At 72.8% G+C, this 18188-nt stretch carries 16 protein-coding genes; 6 read left to right on the forward strand and 10 right to left on the reverse strand.

Going from position 1 to position 18188, the window contains the following annotated elements; translation table 11 throughout:
* From VIB11_RS04720 to VIB11_RS04750, 7 genes are all read right to left on the reverse strand, one after another.
* A partial coding sequence (locus VIB11_RS04720) for a helix-turn-helix domain-containing protein (protein ID WP_332028850.1) occupies window positions 1-779 on the reverse strand: 779 nt, incomplete at its 3' end.
* A gap of 166 nt (window positions 780-945) precedes the next feature.
* On the reverse strand, window positions 946-1797 hold the full coding sequence (locus VIB11_RS04725) for an SDR family oxidoreductase (RefSeq protein WP_332028851.1): 852 nt from the start codon (window positions 1795-1797) through the stop codon (window positions 946-948).
* A 149-nt stretch (window positions 1798-1946) separates the two neighbouring features.
* Window positions 1947-2933 carry a hypothetical protein gene (locus tag VIB11_RS04730; RefSeq protein ID WP_332028853.1) on the reverse strand — a complete coding sequence of 329 codons (987 nt, stop codon included), beginning with the start codon at window positions 2931-2933 and terminating at the stop codon, window positions 1947-1949.
* Window positions 2934-3083: 150 nt separating this feature from the next.
* Window positions 3084-5204, reverse strand: coding sequence for a 3-hydroxyacyl-CoA dehydrogenase NAD-binding domain-containing protein (locus VIB11_RS04735; protein ID WP_332028854.1), 2121 nt, complete (start codon window positions 5202-5204; stop codon window positions 3084-3086).
* Complete coding sequence (locus VIB11_RS04740; RefSeq protein WP_332028856.1) at window positions 5201-6430, reverse strand: thiolase family protein; 1230 nt, start codon at window positions 6428-6430, stop codon at window positions 5201-5203. The genes VIB11_RS04735 and VIB11_RS04740 overlap by 4 nt, the downstream gene beginning before the upstream one ends.
* 143 nt (window positions 6431-6573) lie before the next feature.
* The gene (locus VIB11_RS04745; protein ID WP_414695755.1) at window positions 6574-7833 is read right to left on the reverse strand and encodes an HRDC domain-containing protein; all 1260 of its coding nucleotides are present in this window, start codon (window positions 7831-7833) and stop codon (window positions 6574-6576) included.
* A 31-nt stretch (window positions 7834-7864) separates the two neighbouring features.
* Window positions 7865-8449 (reverse strand): DUF3000 domain-containing protein, encoded by a 585-nt coding sequence (locus VIB11_RS04750; RefSeq protein ID WP_332028858.1) that lies wholly within the window; start codon window positions 8447-8449, stop codon window positions 7865-7867.
* 337 nt (window positions 8450-8786) lie between these two features.
* Between VIB11_RS04750 and VIB11_RS04755 the strand changes: the two genes are divergently transcribed.
* The 3 genes from VIB11_RS04755 to hemE all read left to right on the forward strand — a co-directional run bounded on the left by VIB11_RS04755 (window position 8787) and on the right by hemE (window position 11801).
* Window positions 8787-9623 carry a hypothetical protein gene (locus VIB11_RS04755; protein WP_332028860.1) on the forward strand — a complete coding sequence of 279 codons (837 nt, stop codon included), beginning with the start codon at window positions 8787-8789 and terminating at the stop codon, window positions 9621-9623.
* 68 nt (window positions 9624-9691) lie between these two features.
* The gene (locus VIB11_RS04760; RefSeq protein WP_332028862.1) at window positions 9692-10516 is read left to right on the forward strand and encodes a DMT family transporter; all 825 of its coding nucleotides are present in this window, start codon (window positions 9692-9694) and stop codon (window positions 10514-10516) included.
* A 196-nt stretch (window positions 10517-10712) separates the two neighbouring features.
* Entirely contained in the window at window positions 10713-11801 is a 1089-nt protein-coding gene (hemE, locus tag VIB11_RS04765; protein ID WP_414695756.1) for a uroporphyrinogen decarboxylase, read from the forward strand.
* Between the two features lie 90 nt (window positions 11802-11891).
* On the opposite strand, the gene VIB11_RS04770 is transcribed toward hemE, so the two are convergent.
* A complete protein-coding gene (locus tag VIB11_RS04770) occupies window positions 11892-13520 on the reverse strand; it encodes a glycoside hydrolase family 13 protein (protein ID WP_332028866.1) in 1629 nt (542 codons plus the stop codon).
* Window positions 13521-13653: 133 nt separating this feature from the next.
* A complete protein-coding gene (locus tag VIB11_RS04775) occupies window positions 13654-14652 on the reverse strand; it encodes a DUF4349 domain-containing protein (protein WP_332028867.1) in 999 nt (332 codons plus the stop codon).
* Window positions 14653-14767: 115 nt separating this feature from the next.
* Between VIB11_RS04775 and hemG the strand changes: the two genes are divergently transcribed.
* The 3 genes from hemG to VIB11_RS04790 all read left to right on the forward strand — a co-directional run bounded on the left by hemG (window position 14768) and on the right by VIB11_RS04790 (window position 18035).
* Window positions 14768-16186 (forward strand): protoporphyrinogen oxidase, encoded by a 1419-nt coding sequence (hemG, locus tag VIB11_RS04780; RefSeq protein ID WP_332028869.1) that lies wholly within the window; start codon window positions 14768-14770, stop codon window positions 16184-16186.
* Between the two features lie 4 nt (window positions 16187-16190).
* Complete coding sequence (gene hemQ, locus VIB11_RS04785) at window positions 16191-16892, forward strand: hydrogen peroxide-dependent heme synthase (RefSeq protein ID WP_332028871.1); 702 nt, start codon at window positions 16191-16193, stop codon at window positions 16890-16892.
* A 207-nt stretch (window positions 16893-17099) separates the two neighbouring features.
* Window positions 17100-18035: a type IV toxin-antitoxin system AbiEi family antitoxin domain-containing protein gene (locus VIB11_RS04790; protein WP_332028873.1), complete on the forward strand. Its 936-nt coding sequence runs from the start codon at window positions 17100-17102 to the stop codon at window positions 18033-18035.
* 54 nt (window positions 18036-18089) lie between these two features.
* Here VIB11_RS04790 and VIB11_RS04795 read toward each other — a convergent pair.
* On the reverse strand, window positions 18090-18188 hold a 99-nt coding region (locus VIB11_RS04795; protein ID WP_332028877.1), incomplete at its 5' end, for a peptide-methionine (R)-S-oxide reductase.

The raw sequence follows: 18188 nt of genomic DNA on the forward strand, positions 1-18188 counted from the left end.
TTGCGGATCACGGTCTCGCCCTCGTTGCGGGCGGCGGCGAGCAGCACGTTCTCGGTGACCGTGTCGCCGCGCTCGGTGAGCACGATCGGCTTCCCGGGGGTGATCTGCGGGTTGACCGAGGCGTCGTAGTAGCCACCGGTGGCGGTGACTCCGAGGCCGAACGCACGCAGCGCGGCGAGGTGGGGTTCGACGGTCCGGGTGCCGAGGTCGCAGCCTCCGGCGTACGGAAGGCGGAACTGCTCGACCTCGTGCAGCAGCGGGCCCAGGAACATGATGACCGTCCGCGTGCGGCGTGCGGCGGCGATGTCGATGTTGGCGAGGTCCAGCACTGCCGGCGGGACGATCTCGAGGTCGTTGCTGTCGGGCAGCCAACGCGTGCGCACGCCGATCGAGGTGAGCACCTCGATGATGCGGTTGACCTCCTCGATGCGGGCGATGTTGCGCAGGGTGGTGCGCCCCTTGTTCAGCAGCGAGGCGCAGAGCAGGGCGACCGCCGCGTTCTTGGAGGTCTTGACGTCGATCGAGCCCGAGAGCGGGGTGCCGCCCACGATGCGCAGGTGCTGCGGACCGCTGTGGCCGAGGGAGACGAACTCGCTGTCCAGGCTCTCACCGATGCGGGCCAGCATCTCAAGGCTGAGATTTTGCTTGCCCTGCTCGATGCGGGCCACGGCGCTCTGGCTCGTGCCGAGGGACTCGGCCAACTCGCTCTGAGTCATGCCCTTGTGGCGTCGGGCGTCGCGGATCAGGGTGCCGATGCGGGTCAGATAGGTGTCCGTCACGCCATCGACTGTAGATCACATATGAGATAGAGCCGAATCGGCGCGCCGGTGTGTCGTGGGCCGCCGTGGGGCCGTCAGCGGGGCCGTGGCGGAGGTTCGGCGGGGCCGTGGCGGAGGTGCGGACGGGCGCACCGCGGCCCCACTGTACGACGCCGGGCGCGTCCAGTCACGGTGGCGCGGCCGCGACGGGGCGTGAGGTGAGCCAGGGGTATGCCGTGAGGCCGGGTCTGGTGTCGAAGGTCATGTCCGCGGTGTCCATGTGCAGGGCGGCGCGGGCCAGCCTGGCCAGCTGCGGCTTGACCGGTCCGGCCACCGCCCCCATCACCCGTAGCGCGATGCGGGGCACGTGGCGCGGCTCGTGGCCGGTGAGCCCGCGTGCGAAGTCGTTGAAGGTGAGGTCCTGCGGGCCGCCCACCTCGATCGTGTGGCCCCTCAGGGAGGGATCCGTCACGGCCCGCACCACGGCCGCGGCCACATCGTCCACGCGGACGAAGTTCGTCGGGTTCTCTCCGCGGCCGAAGACCTGCACGCGGCCGCGGCTGTTGGCGCTCGCGCGCAGGATGTCACCCCAGGTCTCGGCGAAGACCGTGCCGCGGATGATCGTCCAGGGGACGCCGCTGGCCCGGAGGTACTCCTCCGCAGCCCACTTCATGCGCTGGAGCTCCAGGGGGTGGTCGGGTGAGGCGTCGACGGCGGAGAGCAGCACCACGGCGGCCCCAGACGTGGCTGCCGCGTCGGTGACGTTCCGGTTTCCGTCGCGGTCCACCGCTGCCGGCGTGGGGTTCTCCGCGCCCACCAGCCCCTGCGCGGCGGAGACGCACACGGTCACACCCTCGAAGGCGGCGAACACGCGCTCGCGGTCCCGGATGTCCCCGGGGAAGAGCTCCGCGCCCAGCTCCGCGAGGTCGAGCGCGGAGCCGGCTGCCTTGGCCATGACCCGCACCTGATGACCCTCGGCGAGCAGCGCAGGCACGACGCGGCGCCCCAGGTGCCCCGTGCCTCCGACGACGAGGATCACGTCCTCCCCCTTGCCCCGCCTGCTGTCTCGACCATGCCCCTGGTGACACCGGCGCGACACCCGCAGGCGAACTAGGCCTCGGCCCCGGACGAACGGTGCAGAAGGAGCATGGGCGGGACGAAACGGGAACCCGGGGCGCGGCGCAGCGGTCAGCTCGGGTACGGGCGAACCGGGAACGGCACGGTGTCGAAGCCCTCCTGCACCGAGGTCGTGAGGGAGAGGTAGGCGGTGACCGGCACGAACGAGCCCGGCGACACGACGACCAGCCCACGGGCGTCGACGCAGAGGGCCGTCCTGTCGCTGTCCGCCGCCTGTCGCCCGGGGTCGAGCGGCTGGCCCTCCAGGTCGGCCAGTGCGCCCGGTCCGGCGGTGGCGACAGCGCAGTCCAGGGGTCCGGCCGGGGAGTCGACCCGGGCGACGCCCAGGGTGAGGTCGGGCACCTGCAGGTCCTCGAGCAGGGCGGGACCGAGGTCCGCCGAGGCCATCGCCGCCGCGGACTGGAAGACCATGCTGTCGGTGAGGGTGTCGAACAGGTGCGGCTTGTCGCCGGGATCGTCCTCACCGGTGAGGCGGACACATTCCTTCCCCGAGTGTCGGCACACCGTCATCGGCGCCGAGAGCAGGTCCTCGGGCGAGGAGGCCGGACGGGTCGTGTGGTCGCCGTGCATCTCCATCACGGTGTCGTCCCCGGTGCCGAAGCGGACCCGGGCGTGCCGCGCGTCCTGGGCGTACTCGTAGACGCCGAAGACGCCGATGGCGGTGGCCGTGTAGGTGCGCGCCCGGACCGCGCGGGCGCGGGCCGCCAAGGCGTCGAGGTCACCGTCGTGGGCCGGGCGGACCCCGGACAGGACCGGCTCCCAGTCCTCCCAGGCGCTTGCCGACGCGGTGAAGGGCCTCCAGTCGGCGTGCGGCGTCAGGGTGGTCGGTGTCGCGGCCGGCGGGGTGGTCGGTGTGGCGGCAGGTGGCGTGGTCCGTGTCGCGGCCGGCGGGGTGGTGGGTGTGGCGGCCGGCGGGGTGACGGTGCCCGTGCCGGCCGGTGCGGCCTGGGGTGCGGCGGGACGAAGGCAGCCGCCGAGGCCGAGCGCTGCCACGCCCGCCACGGCCGCCACCACGACGCGTCGACCCCACCCCTGCACGGGACGGACCATGGCAGAGCCGCTCCAGCGGCGGGGGCGGTTCCCGGTGGGGGTGGTCCGTTCGGCCGAGAAGGCGCGTGGCCGGCATACCGCACTGGGTATGCCGGCCACGCACCGGAGGTGGGCAGGCCGCCGGCCGTGCCCCCGGGGTCAGGCGGGGACGCTGGCCGCCCCCGGGGGGAGGAAGCGCCGGCCGGTGACCTTCTCGCTGACGCCCTCACGGTCGAGCAGCGGGGTGAGGCCGCCGTTCCAGAACTGGAAGCCCGCGCCGGTGATCATCGCCAGGTCGAGGTCCATCGGAGCCTGTGCGACGCCCTCGTCGAGCATGAGGCGGGCCTCCTCGGCGAGCACCGAGAGCACGCGCTCGCGCACCTGCTCGGCGCTGAGCACCACGGGGTCGGCCGGCTTCTCGAAGAGCGCCTCGACCTCGGGATCGACGACCGGCTTGCCCTCGGGCCAGATGTAGATGGCCGGCTTCCTCGCCTCGACGACCCGGCGCAGGTTCTCCGACACGTAGAAGCGGTCGGGGAAGGCCTTGGCGAGGGTCTCGTTGTTGTGCAGCGCGATGGCCGGGCCGACCAGGCCGAGCAGGATGAACGGCGGCATGGGGGCCAGCCCCGCGAACGCACGGTCGGCGACCTCGATCGGAGTGCCCTCGTCGACGACCTTGGCGACCTCGCCCATGAAGCGGCCGAGGAGGCGGTTGACGATGAACGAGGGAGAGTCCTTGACCAGGATCGTCGTCTTACGAAGTGCCTTGCCGGTGGCGAACGCCGTTGCGAGCGTGGCGTCGTCGGTGCGCTCACCCTTGATGATCTCGAGCAGCGGCATGACCGCGACCGGGTTGAAGAAGTGGAAGCCCACGACCCGCTCGGGGTTCTCCAGGTCCGAGGCCATCTCGGTGATCGACAGCGACGAGGTGTTGGTGGCGAGCACGCACTCGCGCGTGACGATCGCCTCGACCTCGGCCCAGACCTGCTTCTTGACCGACATCTCCTCGAAGACCGCCTCGATGACGAAGTCGGCGTCGGCGAAGCCGTCCTTGGTGGTGCCGCCGGTGACGAGGGCCTTGAGCCGGTTGGCCTTGTCGGGGCCGACACGCCCCTTGCCGAGCAGCTTGTCGACCTCGGCGTGGACGTAGCCGACGCCCTTGTCGACCCGCTCCTGGTCGAGGTCGGTGAGGACGACCGGCACCTCGAGGCGCTGGGCGAACAGCAGCGCGAGCTGGCTGGCCATGAGGCCGGCGCCGACGATGCCGACCTTGGTGACGGGCCTGGCGAGGCTCTTGTCCGGGGCGCCCGCGGGTCGCTTGGCCCGCTTCTGCACCAGGTCGAAGGAGTAGAGCCCGGCGCGCAGCTCGTCACCCATGACCAGGTCGGCCAGTGCCTCGTCCTCGGCGGCGAACGCCTCGGCGCGGGTCGCCGTGCGGGCGGCAGCGACGAGGTCGAGGGCACGATAGGGCGCAGGTGCCTTGCCGCCCGTCTTGAGGTCGACCATGCCCTTGGCTGCCTTGACCGCACCCTCCCACTCGGCCTCGTCACGCGAGATCTCCGGGCGCTCCACCGTGGTCTCGCCGGTGATGACCCGGCCCGCCCACAGCAGCGACTCCTCGAGGAAGTCGGCCGCCTCGAACATCGCGTCGGCCATGCCGAGCTCGAAGGCCTGCGGGCCCTTGAGCATGCGGTTCATGTTCATGGGGTTGTCGATGATGACCTTCAGCGCGTTGGCCGGGCCCACGAGGTTCGGCAGCAGGAAGCAGCCGCCCCAGCCGGGAACCAGCCCGAGGAACGTCTCGGGCAGCGCCACGGCCGGCACACCCGAGGAGATGGTCCGGTAGTCGCACGCGAGCGTGAGCTCGACGCCTCCACCCATGGCCGCCCCGTTGACGAACGCGAACGTCGGGACCGGCAGGTCCATGATCGCGCCGAACACCGTGTGGCCGGCTCGTGCGACCTCGAGGGCCTGCTCGCGCCGGGTCGCCAGCGCCACGGCCTTGAGGTCGGCGCCCACGGCGAAGATGAACGGCTTGCCGGTGATGGCGACGGCCGCGATCTCGCCGGCCTCGGCGCGCTCGCGCAGCCGCGCAACGGTCTGCTGCAGCCCGGCGATGGTCTGCGGGCCGAAGGTGTTGGGCTTGGTGTGGTCGAAGCCGTTGTCGAGGGTGACCAGCGCCAGGGTGCCCGCGTCGCCCGGAAGCGCGATGTCACGCACCGGGGTGTGGGTCACGACCTCCTCGAAGGCCGGGGTCTGGGTCGTCTGCTGCTCGCTCACGCGGCATCCTCCTTGCCGTTGTCGGCGCCGAAGTCGACATGGTGGGGGTTCTCCCAGATGACGGCCGCGCCCATGCCGATGCCGATGCACATCGCGGTCATGCCGTAGCGGACCTCCGGGTGCTCCTCGAACTGGCGGGCCAGCTGGTTCATCAGCCGCACGCCGGAGGACGCGAGCGGGTGGCCGGTGGCGATGGCGCCGCCGTACTGGTTGACCCGCGGGTCGTCGTCGGCGATGTCGAAGTGGTCGAGGAAGGCGAGGACCTGCACGGCGAACGCCTCGTTGAGCTCGAACAGGCCGATGTCCTCGATCGTGAGCCCGGCCTTCGCCAGGGCCTTCTCCGCGGCAGGGACCGGGCCGATGCCCATGACCTCCGGCTCGACGCCGACGAACGCATAGTCGACCAGCCGCATCTTCACGCTCAGGCCGAGCTCCTCGGCGGCCTCGGCGCTCGCGAGCACACAGGCCGTGGCGCCGTCGTTGAGCCCCGCACTGTTGCCGGCGGTGACGTTGCCGTGCGGGCGGAACGGCGTCTTGAGGGACGCGAGCTCCTCAACGGTGGTGCCCGGGCGCGGCGGCTCGTCGGCGGTGGCCAGCCCGAAGCCGAGCTCGGCGTGGCGGGTGGCCACGGGGACGAGGTCGGGCTGGATCTGCTGGTTGGCGTACGCCTTGGCCAGCTTGTCCTGCGAGCCGACCGCGAAGGTGTCCGCACGCTCCTTGGTCAGGTGCGCTAAGCGGTCGTGGAGGTTCTCCGCCGTCTTGCCCATCACCAGCGCCGAGGGGTCGACGAGCTTCTCGGCGACGATGCGCGGGTTGGGGTCGACACCCTCGCCCATCGGGTGGCGGCCCATGTGCTCGACGCCGCCGGCGATGGCGACGTCGATGGCCCCGAACGCGATCGAGGACGCGGTCGTCGTGACTGCGGTCAGCGCGCCGGCGCACATGCGGTCGACGGAGTAGCCGGGGGTGGTCCTGGGCAGGCCGGCGAGCAGGCTGGCCATGCGGCCGAGGGTCAGCCCCTGGTCGCCGATCTGGGTGGTGGCGGCGATGGCCACCTCCTCGACGCGCTCCGGGGGCAGCCCGGGGTTGCGGCGCATGAGTTCACGGATGCATCGGATGACGAGGTCGTCGGCGCGGGTCTGGGCGTACATGCCCTTCTCCCCGGCCTTGCCGAACGGCGTCCTGACGCCATCGACGAACACGACCTCACGCAGAGTGCGGGGCACGGGTGGCCTCCCTGGTCGGCGGGTGTGGGTCCGCCGGTATGCCGGCGGGTGCGCTTCCGATGCTACTTGCCGGTAACAACGGCGTACAGGAGGGGCGTGGGGTGAGAGCCGTCACGCAGGCCCTCACCCGGCGTCGACCGGGCTCAGGCCTCGGGTTCGGGGTCGGGGTGGGCCGCGAAGGCGGCCGCGACCATCGGCGCCACGATGTCGACCTGCCACCTCCGGCAGCCGAGGTCCAGGAGCGCGTCGGCGAACCCGGCGGTGCTGCGGTCCGCTGGCGGCGACCAGATGACCCGGCGGAGCGGGTCCGGCGACATGACGTTCTCGACCGGGATGACATGCTCCGCGGCGAACGCGGTGAGCTCGGCGCGGGCAGCCCCGAGGCGCTCGGCCGCGACGGGGTCGCGGTCTGCCCACGCCCGCTGCGGCGGGGGGCCGTCCGAGCGCAGCGTCAGGGGCGGAAGGTCGGGGTCCGGGATCGCCTTGGCCCGCCGGATCGCGTCGATCCACTGCCGCTGGTAGCGCGCGATGGCCCGGTGGCCCCGCGGGAGGTCGGACGCGCTGGTCGGCGCGGCCATCGCCAGCTCCATCAGCACCGCGTCGGGCATGAGGCGGCCGGGGGAGACGTCGCGGTCCAGCGCCAGGGCGTCACGGGTCTCCCAGAGCTCGCGGACGATGGCGGCGCCGCGGCGGTGGCGGACCCGGTGCATGCCCGAGGTGCGCCGCCAGGGGTCGACCCGCTGCGCCGGCCCGGTGAACTCCAGCAGCGCCTCGAACTCCTCTCGGGCCCAGGCGGCCTTGCCCTGGCGAGCGAGGTCGACACCCATGAGGTTGCGCAGCTCGACGAGCACCTCGACGTCGAGGGCGGCGTAGCGCAGCCACGGCTCGGGCAGTGGGCGGGTGGACCAGTCGACGGCGGAGTGCTCCTTGGCGAGGGACAGCCCGAGGTAGTGCTCCACGACGGCGGCCAGCCCCACGCGCGGCAGCCCCAGGAGCCGGCCGGCGAGCTCGGTGTCGAAGAGCTGGCGCGGGCGCAGCCCCACCTCGGCGAGGCAGGGGAGGTCCTGGGTCGCGGCGTGCAGGATCCACTCAGCCCCGCCGATCGCCTCGGCGACGGGGGAGAGGTCCGGGACGGCGACGGGGTCGATGAGCCAGGTGCCGGAGCCCTCGCGCCGCAGCTGCACCAGGTACGCCCTCTGGCCGTACCGGTAGCCGGAGGCGCGCTCGGCGTCGAGCGCCACTGGCCCCTCGCCGGCGGCGACCGCCGCCGCAGCCTCGAGCAGGGTCCGCTCGTCCGCCACGACCTCCGGAACGCCGTCGGCAGGAGCATCGAGCGGCGTGAGCTGGACCTCCTCGCCTGGCTCGAGCGCGGCCGGCGCCACGGGGTCGGTGTGCTGGGTCACGCGGACCAACCTACCGGCCGCGAAGCCGTGCTCAGCGACGCTGTCCCGGCAGGGCGATGACGCCCTCCGGCAGCGGGGGGAGTCCAGCGATGGTGCAGAGCAGGTCGGACCAGGCGATCAGGTGGTCACCGAGGTCGCCGCCGAGCGGGGTCCACGAGGCGCGGACCTCCATCTCGACGCTGGCCGGGCGGTCGGCGAGTCCGGCGAAGCTCTCGGACACCACGCGGGTGACGGTGCCTGCCTCGGCGGTGTAGGGGAGGCGGTGGCTCTCGAGTGCGTCGACCAGCCACGACCAGCCGACGGCACCGAGCATCGGGTCGCTCGCGACCTCCGGCTCGAGCTCGGCGCGGGCGAAGGTCACGGCGCGCCAGACGCCGTCCCAGGGCTCGGGGGCCGAGGGGTCGTGCAGCAGCACGAAGCGCCCCGATGCGAGCTCCTCCTCGTCGCCGGCGGAACCCACCACCTCGGCGGTGAGAGCCACGGCATACGGCGCGATGCGCTGCGGCGCCGGCACCTCGACCAGGCGCACCTCGGGGCGCAGCCGCGCTCCCCGCAGTTCGCTGAGCGCCTGCGTGAACTCGGGTGAGGGGTCGCCAGGGACCGATCTGCTGCCCACCACCACAGGGTATGCCGCGAGGTGCCCGTTCCCTCGGAGGTCACGCCGTTCGTGTCGCGGACCGGCGCGAGCTGCGGTAACCCCGCGGGCGACAGGCGGCTCCCTTCCTACGCGTTTCTGCGCAGGGGCGCGGGTGCTCCGGCCGACGGACCTCACCCCTCTGCGGGTTTCCCGGTCCCTCGGGAGAGGGAGCCTGAAAGGAGTACCCGACGTGCCTGGGGACAAGGCCCGGGCCGCAGCCCATGGGGGGACCATGCGACGACGACCTGTTTCGACCTGGGCAGCCCTCGCCCTGGGAGCCCTCGCGCTGTGGGTGTCGAGTGCCTGCGGTGGCGCGGTGAGAGTGGAAGAGAGGCCCGCCGCGGCCTCGACGACCAGCACGACGACGCCCACGCCGGTGGAGCAGCCCACGACGGGGCCGGCCAAGGGCTTCGAGCTCGCGGCGTTCACCCACCCCACCACGGTCGACAACACCTGGTTCCCGCTGGTGCCCGGCACTCACATGGTCTACCGGGGCGAGACGATCGAGGACGGTGAGAAGATCCCGCACCGCGTCGAGCTCACCGTGACGGACCTGACGAAGACCGTCGCCGGCGTCGAGTCCGTGGTGATCCTGGAGCTGGACTACACCCGGGACACGCTGGAGGAGGCGGAGCTGGCCATGTTCGCGCAGGCCGACGACAAGACGATCTGGCACCTGGGGCAGTACCCGGAGGTGTACGAGGACGGCGAGCTCGTCGAGACGCCCGCCTGGGTGCACGGCGTCAAGGGCGCACAGGCGGGGATCACGATCCGGGAGGACGACCAGCCCGGCGACCCGAGCTACTCCCAGGGCTGGGGGCCGGAGATCGGGTGGTCGGACCGGGCCCGCGTCATCAAGGTCGACCAGCGCACCTGCGTCGAGGCGGGCTGCTACGACGGGGTGAAGGTCACCGAGGAGTCCAGCGAAGACGAGCCGGGGGCCCTCCAGCACAAGTACTACGCGCCCAGGGTGGGCGGCGTGCGCGTCGGCTGGGCGGGCAACGACCCCACCAAGGAGACGCTCGAGCTGGTGTCGGTCGAGACCCTGGACGCTGCCGCCCTGGCCAAGACGCGGGCGGCCGCACTGAAGCTCGAGAAGAGCGCGTACCAGCACAGCAAGGACGTCTGGGGGACGACCGCGCCGGCACGCTGAGGCCTCGGCGCCCCGGCGGGCGCCGTCGGGTTCCGGACACCACCACACGGGTCGATAGCGTGCGGCCCATGCTCTCGCTCCTTGCCCTGGCGTCGAGTGCCTGCTGGGGCACGGCGGACTTCTTCGCCGGGCTGAAGTCCAGGACCACGCCGGCCGCCGCGGTCGTCGCGTGGTCGCAGGGCCTCGCGCTCCTCGTCATCTCGGTCCTGGTCGGGGCCCGGCACGCGGACTTCGCGCTGCACGGCTGGCCCCTGTGGTCGGTGGCGGCGGGTGTGTCGGGCACCGTCGGGCTGGTCTCCTTCTACGCCGCGCTGAGCACGGGGACGATGGGCGTCGTCGCGCCGGTCGCGTCGCTGGGGGTGGCCGTGCCCGTGCTGCTCGGGCTGCTGGGTGGCGAGCAGCCTCCCGCCACCGCGTGGGTGGGCATGGTCGTCGCCGTGGTCGGGGTGCTGCTGGCCTCCGGGCCAGAGCTGTCGGGGGACGTGTCAGCCCGGCCGGTCGCGCTGGCCTCGGTCGCGGCCGTCGGCTTCGGCTTCGCGCTCTACTGCCTCGACCGCGGCGCGAGGGAGTCACTGCTGCACACGTTGTGGGGGATGCGGCTGACGTCGGTGACCGTCTTCGTCGTGGTGGCGCTGGCCCTGCGCACGCTCGGCGGCGTGGGGGCCCGCGACCTGCCCGCCCTGCTCGCGATCGGTCTGGGGGACCTCGTGGCCAACGCGCTCTTCGCCTTCGCGTCCTCACGCGGGCTTGTCAGCGTCGCCAGCGTGCTGGGGTCCATCTACCCGGTGGTGACCGTCCTGCTCGCGCGCTTCCTGCTGCACGAGCGGCTGCAGCGGATCCAGTCCGTGGGGGTGGCGCTGAGCCTCGTGGGCGTCGCGGTCATCGCGGTCTGACGACGGCCCGTCTCGGGCATCGCACGGCCACACGGCCACGCGGCTACACGGACGATCCTGTGGCGAACTCGGCCGCACGGCACACGGACGATCCTGTGGCGAACCCGGCAACGCGGCACACGGACCATCCTGTGGCGGGCTCGGCCACGCGGCATACGGACCATCCTGTGGCGGGCTCGGCCACGCTGCGTGCGCCATGGTGGGTTCGGGACGGACGCGCCCCGCGTGCGAGACTCCTGCGGTGACCTCCCCCCACGTCCTGGACGACAGCAACCTCGTGCGCGCGGCGCGCCAGCAGCCGGTGAGCCACACGCCCGTGTGGTTCATGCGGCAGGCCGGGCGCTCACTGCCGGAGTACCGCCGGGTCCGCGAGGGCATCCCGATGCTGGAGTCGTGCCAGCGGCCCGAGCTCGTCGCGGAGATCACCCTGCAGCCCGTGCGCCGGCACGGCGTCGACGCCGCGATCTTCTTCTCGGACATCGTCGTGCCGCTGGCCGCCGTCGGTGTCGACCTCGACATCGTGCCCGGTGTCGGTCCGGTGGTGGCCAAGCCGATCCGCTCCCGCGCCGACCTCGACCGGCTGCCCGAGCTGACCGCCGAGCATGTCCCGTACGTCACCGAGGCCGTGCGGATCCTGACCCGCGAGCTGGGCCCCACGCCGCTGATCGGCTTCGCCGGCGCCCCGTTCACCCTCGCGTCGTACCTGGTCGAGGGCGGGCCCAGCAAGAACCACGAGCACACCAAGGCCCTCATGTACGGCGACCCGGAGCTGTGGCACGACCTGTGCGCCCGGCTGGCGCAGATCTCCGGTGCGTTCCTGCGGGTCCAGGCCGAGGCCGGCGCGTCCGCGGTGCAGCTCTTCGACTCGTGGGTCGGAGCGCTGCCGCGGGCCGACTACCAGCGCTTCGTGCAGAAGCACTCGGCCAAGGCGCTCGCCGCTGTCGACGGCCTCGGGGTGCCCACGATCCACTTCGGCGTCGGGACCTCCGAGCTGCTGCCGCTCATGGGTGCGGCCGGCGCAGACGTCGTCGGGGTCGACTTCCGCATCGCCCTCAGCGACGCGCTGTCCCGCCTGGGCGGCCACTACGCCGTGCAGGGCAACCTCGACCCCGCGCTGCTGTTCGCCCCGTGGGACGCGCTCGAGGCCAAGGTGCGCGAGATCGTCGAGCAGGGCCGCCAGGCGCCGGGGCACATCTTCAACCTCGGCCACGGCGTGCTGCCGGAGACCGACCCGGACGTCCTGACGCGGGTCACCGAGCTCGTCCACGAGCTCACCGCGCGGTAGACGGCTGCGCACCTCCCGGGCACTGCGGCTCGGTACCGCCCTCCGGTACCGCGGTCCGGCACCGGGGGCCGCCGCCCGGCACCGGGCCGTCTACCGGCGGAGCCAGGCAGCCGTGTCGGGCGGGAGGAGCACGAGGTCCCCGTCACGGGCGAGCGGGCCGCTGGAGAGCATCAGCTCCCCCTCGGGGAGACCGGACGGCGCACCACCCAGGTTGACGGCGAGGAGTGTGCCGGCGCGCTCGACCTCCAGCAGACCCGCGGCCGTGGTCCGGACGGTTGCGGAGTCGTCGGGGTGAAGGACCCCGTCGGCGTGCAGCCGCCGCCGCAGCTGGACCGCCGCCCTGGCCAGCTCGAGCGTCGAGGAGGGGTCGTCCTCCTGCGCGGCCACCGAGAGCGCGCCCCAGTGCGGCCCTGACCGCCCCGTCCCCTCAGGAGGGGGCGGGACGGGCAGCCAGGGGGTGGCGCCGGGGGCGCCGTCGGAGAAGCCGTACGAGCCGGCCGGGTCGGAGCGCCACGGGATCGGCACGCGGGCGCCGTCACGCGTGACCCCCGAGCGCAGCCAGGCCGGGTCCTGCCGCGCCTCGACCGGCACGTCGACCTCCGGCAGTCCGAGCTCCTGGCCCTGGTAGACGTACGCGGACCCCGGCAGCGCGAGGACCGTCAGCAGGGCCGCCCGCGCCCTGGCCAGACCGTGCTCGCCCCCGCCGTACCGCGTGGGGGCCCGCACCACGTCGTGGTTCTCGACCACCCAGGTGACGGGGGAGCCCGTCCGCGCAGCTCCGTCGAGCAGGCCGGTCGCCGCCACCTGCCAGGCCTCGGCGTCCCAGGGGGCGGCGAGGAAGGCGAAGGCGAACGCCTGGTGCAGCTCGTCGGGCCGCACGTAGCGGGCCGCCCGGTGAGGCAGGAGGTTGACCTCGCCGACGAGGACGCGCTCCGGCACGTAGCCGTCGGCGATGGCCCGCCACCTCCGGTAGACCTCGTGCACCTCCTCCTGGTCGCAGGCCATGACGTTGCCGCGCAGGCGCATCGGCTCGATGTCGGGGTCGGCCAGGTCGGGCAGCCCCTCGGCCTTGAAGAGACCGTGCGCGACGTCGATCCGCACGCCGTCGGCGCCCCGGTCGAGCCAGAACCGCAGCGCCCCGTCGAGCAGCTCGTGGGTCGCCGGGTGGCGCCAGTTCAAGTCCGGTTGCTCCGGCGCGTAGAGATGGAGGTACCACTCGCCCGGCCGGCCGTCGGTCTCGGGCACGCGGCTCCACGCCGGGCCGCCGAAGACGCTCGGCCAGTTGTTCGGCGGCAGCTCGCCGCCGTCGCCGCGGCCGGGGGAGAAGTGGAACCGGGCGCGCTCCGGGCTGCCGGGGCCGGCTTCGAGCGCGGCCTGGAACAGCGGGTGGGCCGAGGAGCAGTGGTTGGGCACGAGGTCGACGATCACGCGCATCCCGAGGTCGTGCGCCCGCTCGACCAGGGTGTCGAAGTCGCCGAGGGTGCCGAAGAGCGGGTCGACGTCGAGGTAGTCGCTGACGTCGTAGCCGTGGTCGGCCTGGGGCGAGCGCTGGAACGGCGTGAGCCACACCGCGTCAGCGCCGAGCGACGCGATGTGGCCGAGCCGGCTCGTCACGCCTGCGAGGTCTCCGACCCCGTCGCCATCGGCGTCGGCGAAGGACCGCGGGTACACCTGGTACACGACCGCCGACCGCCACCAGCTGCTCTCTCGCGCGCTCACCGTCGGAGTCTTGCAGCCGGTCGGCCACAGCCGTTGCAGCGGGGCGGCCGAGTCGTGGGGGCCGGTCGGCCCGTGACCGGGGTGAGGGACGGTCACGGGCCGAGCGGTCGTCTGGTGCGGCCGGGTGGTCGGTCTACTGGGTGGCTGCGGCGGGAGGGGCTGTGGTCGTCGGCGTGGTGGGGCCGCCGCGACGCCGGCGGATCGACCACCACAGCGGCAGCCCGACCAGCGCGAGCACGAAGGCGAACGGCAGGACCGCACCGATGACGGTGAGCAGCACCACGAGCGAGGCGGTGAACGCCTCCCAACCGCCCTTGAGGCCGGCGAGGAAGCCGGTGCCCGGGTCCTCGGCGATGACGCCACTGTCGGTGGTCAGGCTGACCTGGATGGGGGAGCGGGCGATCTGGTCCTTCAGGGCGGCGAGCTGGGACTCGAGGGCCTCGAGGTCGGCCTGGCGCCTGCTGAGCTCCGCCTCGAGCGTGACGATCTGGCCGATGTCCGTCGCACGGGTCATCAGCGCGCGGACGCGGTCGACGCTGGCCTGCATGGTCTTGATGCGGCTCTCGGTGTCGACGTACTGGTCGTGGACGTTCTGGCTGCTGCTCTCGCGGCGGATGACGGTGCCGATCCTGCTGAGCTCGTCGACCGTGGGGTCGAGCCGCCCGGCGGGGACGGAGATCGTGATCTCGCCGTACGTCGTCGCAGTGACGCGTGAGGGGTCGTCGAGCGGGACGACGTCCCCGCTGCTGCCACCGATGTTCTCGCTGAGGACGATCCCCTGGTTGGCAGCGCTGATGGAGCGGACGCTGGAGGCCGCGGCGGCGATGCTCTTGACCGTGAGCGCGAGCCTCGCGCTGCGGACCATGTGCTCCGTCACGGCTGTCAGCCGGGCCGGGTCGACTGTGCCACCGGGCTGGCCAGGCTGTGCTGGCTTCGCCGCCGTCCCGGAGCCCTCCCTGACGTCGCCGCCGGCGTCCCGGGAGACCGACCCGCCCTGGTCCGGGGCCGACCCGGCCGCCGTCTCCCCGCCGGAGTCGCTGCCGCCACCGCTGCAGGCGGAGAGCAGGACGGCGGAGGCGGCTGCTGCGGCGAGCAGCGCGGTCAGTCTGGGGAACGGGTGCTTCACGGTCATGGCGACCCCCTGGGCTCGAGCGGAGTGAGCTGTACGCCTGTGTGAGGTGCGTCACGCGCGCGGAGTTCCACACCCCTGGTGTCGAAGCGGTAACGGCCTTTGCCAGAGTGGCCGCATGAGCAGCGCACACGTCGTGGTCGTCGGCGGCGGTGTCTCCGGGCTGGCCGCCGCCTGGGAGCTGACCGTGCGGCTGCCCGGCGCGCGGATCACGGTGCTCGACGCCTCCGACCGGCCCGGCGGCAAGCTGCGCCGCGGGCGCGTCGCCGGAGTCCTCGTCGACGTCGGGGCCGAGTCCCTCCTCGCCCGCCGCCCCGAGGCGCTCGCGCTCATCCACGAGGTCGGGGCCGGCGACCTGCTGACCCACCCGGCCACCACGGCTGCGCACGTGTGGTCCCGCGGCCGGCTCCACCCGCTGCCGGCAGGGACGCTGATGGGAGTCCCGGGTGACCCGTCAGCCGCGCTGGGGCTGCTGACGGGCGCCGAGGTCGACCGGGCGCGTGACGAGCGCCCCTGGCCCACGGGCCCCCTCACCGAAGATGTGTCCGTCGGCGACTACGTGGCGGCGCGCCTCGGGGACGCCGTGGTCGACCGCCTGGTCGAGCCCCTGCTGGGCGGGGTGTATGCCGGGCACGCCCGTCGCCTGTCCCTGCAGGCATCCGTTCCGGGCTTGTTCGAGGTGGCCCGGTCGGGAGGGAGCCTTGCCGGTGCCGCCCGCGCCGCTGCCGAGCGGGCCGCGGCGGACACCAGCCCGGTCTTCGCCGGCCTCGTCGGGGGGATGGGTGTGTTCGCGGAGCGTCTGGCCGACGCCCTCCGGGAGCGCGGCGTCGATGTGCGCAGCAACACGATCGCCAGGGAGCTGCACCGGGACGGCTCCGGCTGGGAGGTCGTCGTCGGCCCGGTGCCTGCACCCGAGCGGATCGCCGCCGACGGGGTGGTGCTGGCGGTGCCCGCGGCGCCGGCCGCCCGCCTGCTGCGCGACCACGCGCCGTCCGCGGCCGACGAGCTGGCGGCCATCGAGTACGCGTCGATGGCGATCGTGACGCTGGCGGTGGCGAAGGGCGACCTCGGCGAGCTGCCCGGCTCCGGGTTCCTGGTGCCACCGGCGGACGGCCGGGGCATCAAGGCGAGCACGTTCACCTCCGCCAAGTGGGCCTGGGCCGCCGACGTCTCCGACGAGGCCTTCTTCCTCCGCGCCTCGGTCGGTCGTGCGGGCGAGACCGCCGACCTGCAGCGGCCCGACGAGGAGCTGGTGGCGCTCGCCGTCCGCGAGGTCGGCGAGGCGCTCGGCGAGCCCCTCCCACGGCTGCTCGACTCGCACGTGCAGCGTTGGGGCGGGGGACTCCCGCAGTACGCCGTCGGGCACGTCGACCGGGTGGCCCGGATCCGTGGCGCCGCGGCGGGGCTGGCGGGGCTGGAACTCGCCGGCGCGGCATACGAGGGCGTGGGCATCCCGGCCTGTGTCGGCAGCGGGCGGGCGGCCGGCGCGGCCATCGCCACCCACTGCACGTCGCGGGCCGGCGCCGGGGGAGAATGACGCCATGACCGGCAAGCCGTCCCCGTCCCGGATCCGCGAGATCAACGCCTCCATCCGCTACGCCATGTGGTCCGTCTTCGCCGTGACGGCGCCGCTGGGCGACGAGCGCGACGTCATGGCCAAGGAGGTCGAGGAGCTGTTCGCCGAGCTCGAGGCCGAGGGCGTGCTGACCCGCGGGGTCTACGACATCGGCGGCATGCGGGCTGACTGTGACTTCATGGTGTGGTGGCACGCCGAGCGCATCGAGGACGTGCAGGGCGCCTACCGGCGTTTCCTCAGGACGCGGCTCGGGCAGCTGCTCGAGCCCACCTGGTCGGCGGCGGCGCTGCACCGCCCGGCCGAGTTCAACAAGAGCCACATCCCGGCCTTCCTCGCCGACGAGGAGCCGAAGGACTTCATCTGCGTCTACCCGTTCGTGCGCTCCTACGAGTGGTACCTGCTCGAGGACAAGGAGCGCCGCGACATGCTGCGCGAGCACGGGCAGATGGCGCGCGACTACCCGGACGTGCGGGCCAACACGATCGCCTCCTTCGCGCTCAACGACTACGAGTGGGTGCTCGCGTTCGAGGCCGACGAGCTGCACCGCATCGTCGACCTGATGCGCGAGCTGCGCGCGTCGCGAGCGCGGATGCACGTCCGCGAGGAGGTCCCCTTCCACACCGGCCGCCGGGTCGAGGTGGCGGACCTGATCGACTCCCTCCGCTGAGTCAGGCCGGTCGCCACCCCGGCTCCCGTCCGGGGATTTATCGGGTCACCCGAGAATCCACCTCTTGACCCGAGGAGGTTTGTCGGGCGAAGTGCGTGCTTGTCGGGTGCACCGCGGTGGACAGGAAGCACGCCGATCGTCACGTCGTCCACAGGGTGCCAGGCTCGGTATGCCGCGAACGGCGCTTCCGCGCCAAGGTCGCCTCCCATGGATGACCTGTCCGGAATCAGCATGTCGGCTGCCGGTGTGTTCACGACCGCAGCGGCACGAATGGCCGGGCACGACGAGCGGTCGCTCCACCGCCTCGTGAAGCGCGGTGTGGTGGAGCATCTGGGCCGGGGTCTGTACGCCGTGCCGGCGCCCGGGCTGTCGGCCGAGGGAGCTCATCTGCGGCTCGCGACGGGCGGCCTGCTGCTCTATCCAGATGCTGCACTGAGCCACGTCTCGGCGGTGGTCGCTCATGGCTTGCCGGTGCTCGACGCGCCCCTCAACCGTGCCACTCTCGTGCGGCCTGTCACCAAGGAGGTGCTCACGCAGTCCTTCGTCATACGACCGGATGGCCAGCAGGTCGTCGAGACGGGGTCCGGCCGCGCCGTGGAGCCAGCCACCGCGCTGGTGCAGTTCACGCTCGACGCAGGAGTGGGCAACGGGGTCGTGGCCGCCGACCGCGCGCTGCACACCGGAGTCGTCGAGAGGCCGACCCTCGAGCGTGCGGGTGCGGCCGTTGCGGGGTGGCCGCGCTCTGGTCGGGTGCGCTCCATGCTCGCACTTGCCGATGGCCGCTCTGAGTCGGTGGGTGAGAGCCGGCTGCGCCTGCATCTTGCGGCGCTCGGGATCTCGGTCGTGCCCCAAGTCGTCATCCGCGACGAGATGGGGGACTTCGTCGCTCGCGTCGATCTGTGGGTGGAGGGCACAGGGGTCGTCGTCGAGTTCGACGGGCGAGTGAAGTACGCCGAAGGTGGCGCCGATGTGCTCTTCGCTGAGAAGAGACGGGAGGACCGGCTGAGGCGACTGGGCTACGTCGTCGTGCGCGTGGTGTGGGCCGACCTGTTCCGACCGGAGCGAGTTGTCGCCTGGATCAGGCAGGCGCAGCAGGCTGCACCCGACAACCCGGCGCTTACCCGGAGAAGATTTGTCGGGTGAACTGCTGGCTTTATCGGGTGACCCGATAAAGCCACAGCCTGGGAGAGGTTGGAGTCAGGTCAGGCGGGTCGCCGGGCGCAGCGTCATCGAGATCGAGTTGATGCAGTAGCGCTGGTCGGTCGGCGTGTCGTAGCCCTCGCCCTCGAAGACGTG

The organism is Pedococcus sp., from assembly GCF_036554925.1.
Taxonomy (GTDB): domain Bacteria; phylum Actinomycetota; class Actinomycetes; order Actinomycetales; family Dermatophilaceae; genus Pedococcus_A.

What these genes read in the sequence shown, in the direction of transcription:
- hemQ (WP_332028871.1), top strand. Translation starts at nt 16,191, where the DNA reads ATGACCGGCAAGCCGTCCCCGTCCCGGATCCGCGAGATCAACGCCTCC.
- VIB11_RS04760 (WP_332028862.1), top strand. Translation starts at nt 9,692, where the DNA reads ATGCTCTCGCTCCTTGCCCTGGCGTCGAGTGCCTGCTGGGGCACGGCG.
- VIB11_RS04790 (WP_332028873.1), top strand. Translation starts at nt 17,100, where the DNA reads ATGGATGACCTGTCCGGAATCAGCATGTCGGCTGCCGGTGTGTTCACG.
- hemE (WP_414695756.1), top strand. Translation starts at nt 10,713, where the DNA reads ATGGTGGGTTCGGGACGGACGCGCCCCGCGTGCGAGACTCCTGCGGTG.
- hemG (WP_332028869.1), top strand. Translation starts at nt 14,768, where the DNA reads ATGAGCAGCGCACACGTCGTGGTCGTCGGCGGCGGTGTCTCCGGGCTG.
- VIB11_RS04775 (WP_332028867.1), bottom strand. Translation starts at nt 14,652, where the DNA reads ATGACCGTGAAGCACCCGTTCCCCAGACTGACCGCGCTGCTCGCCGCA.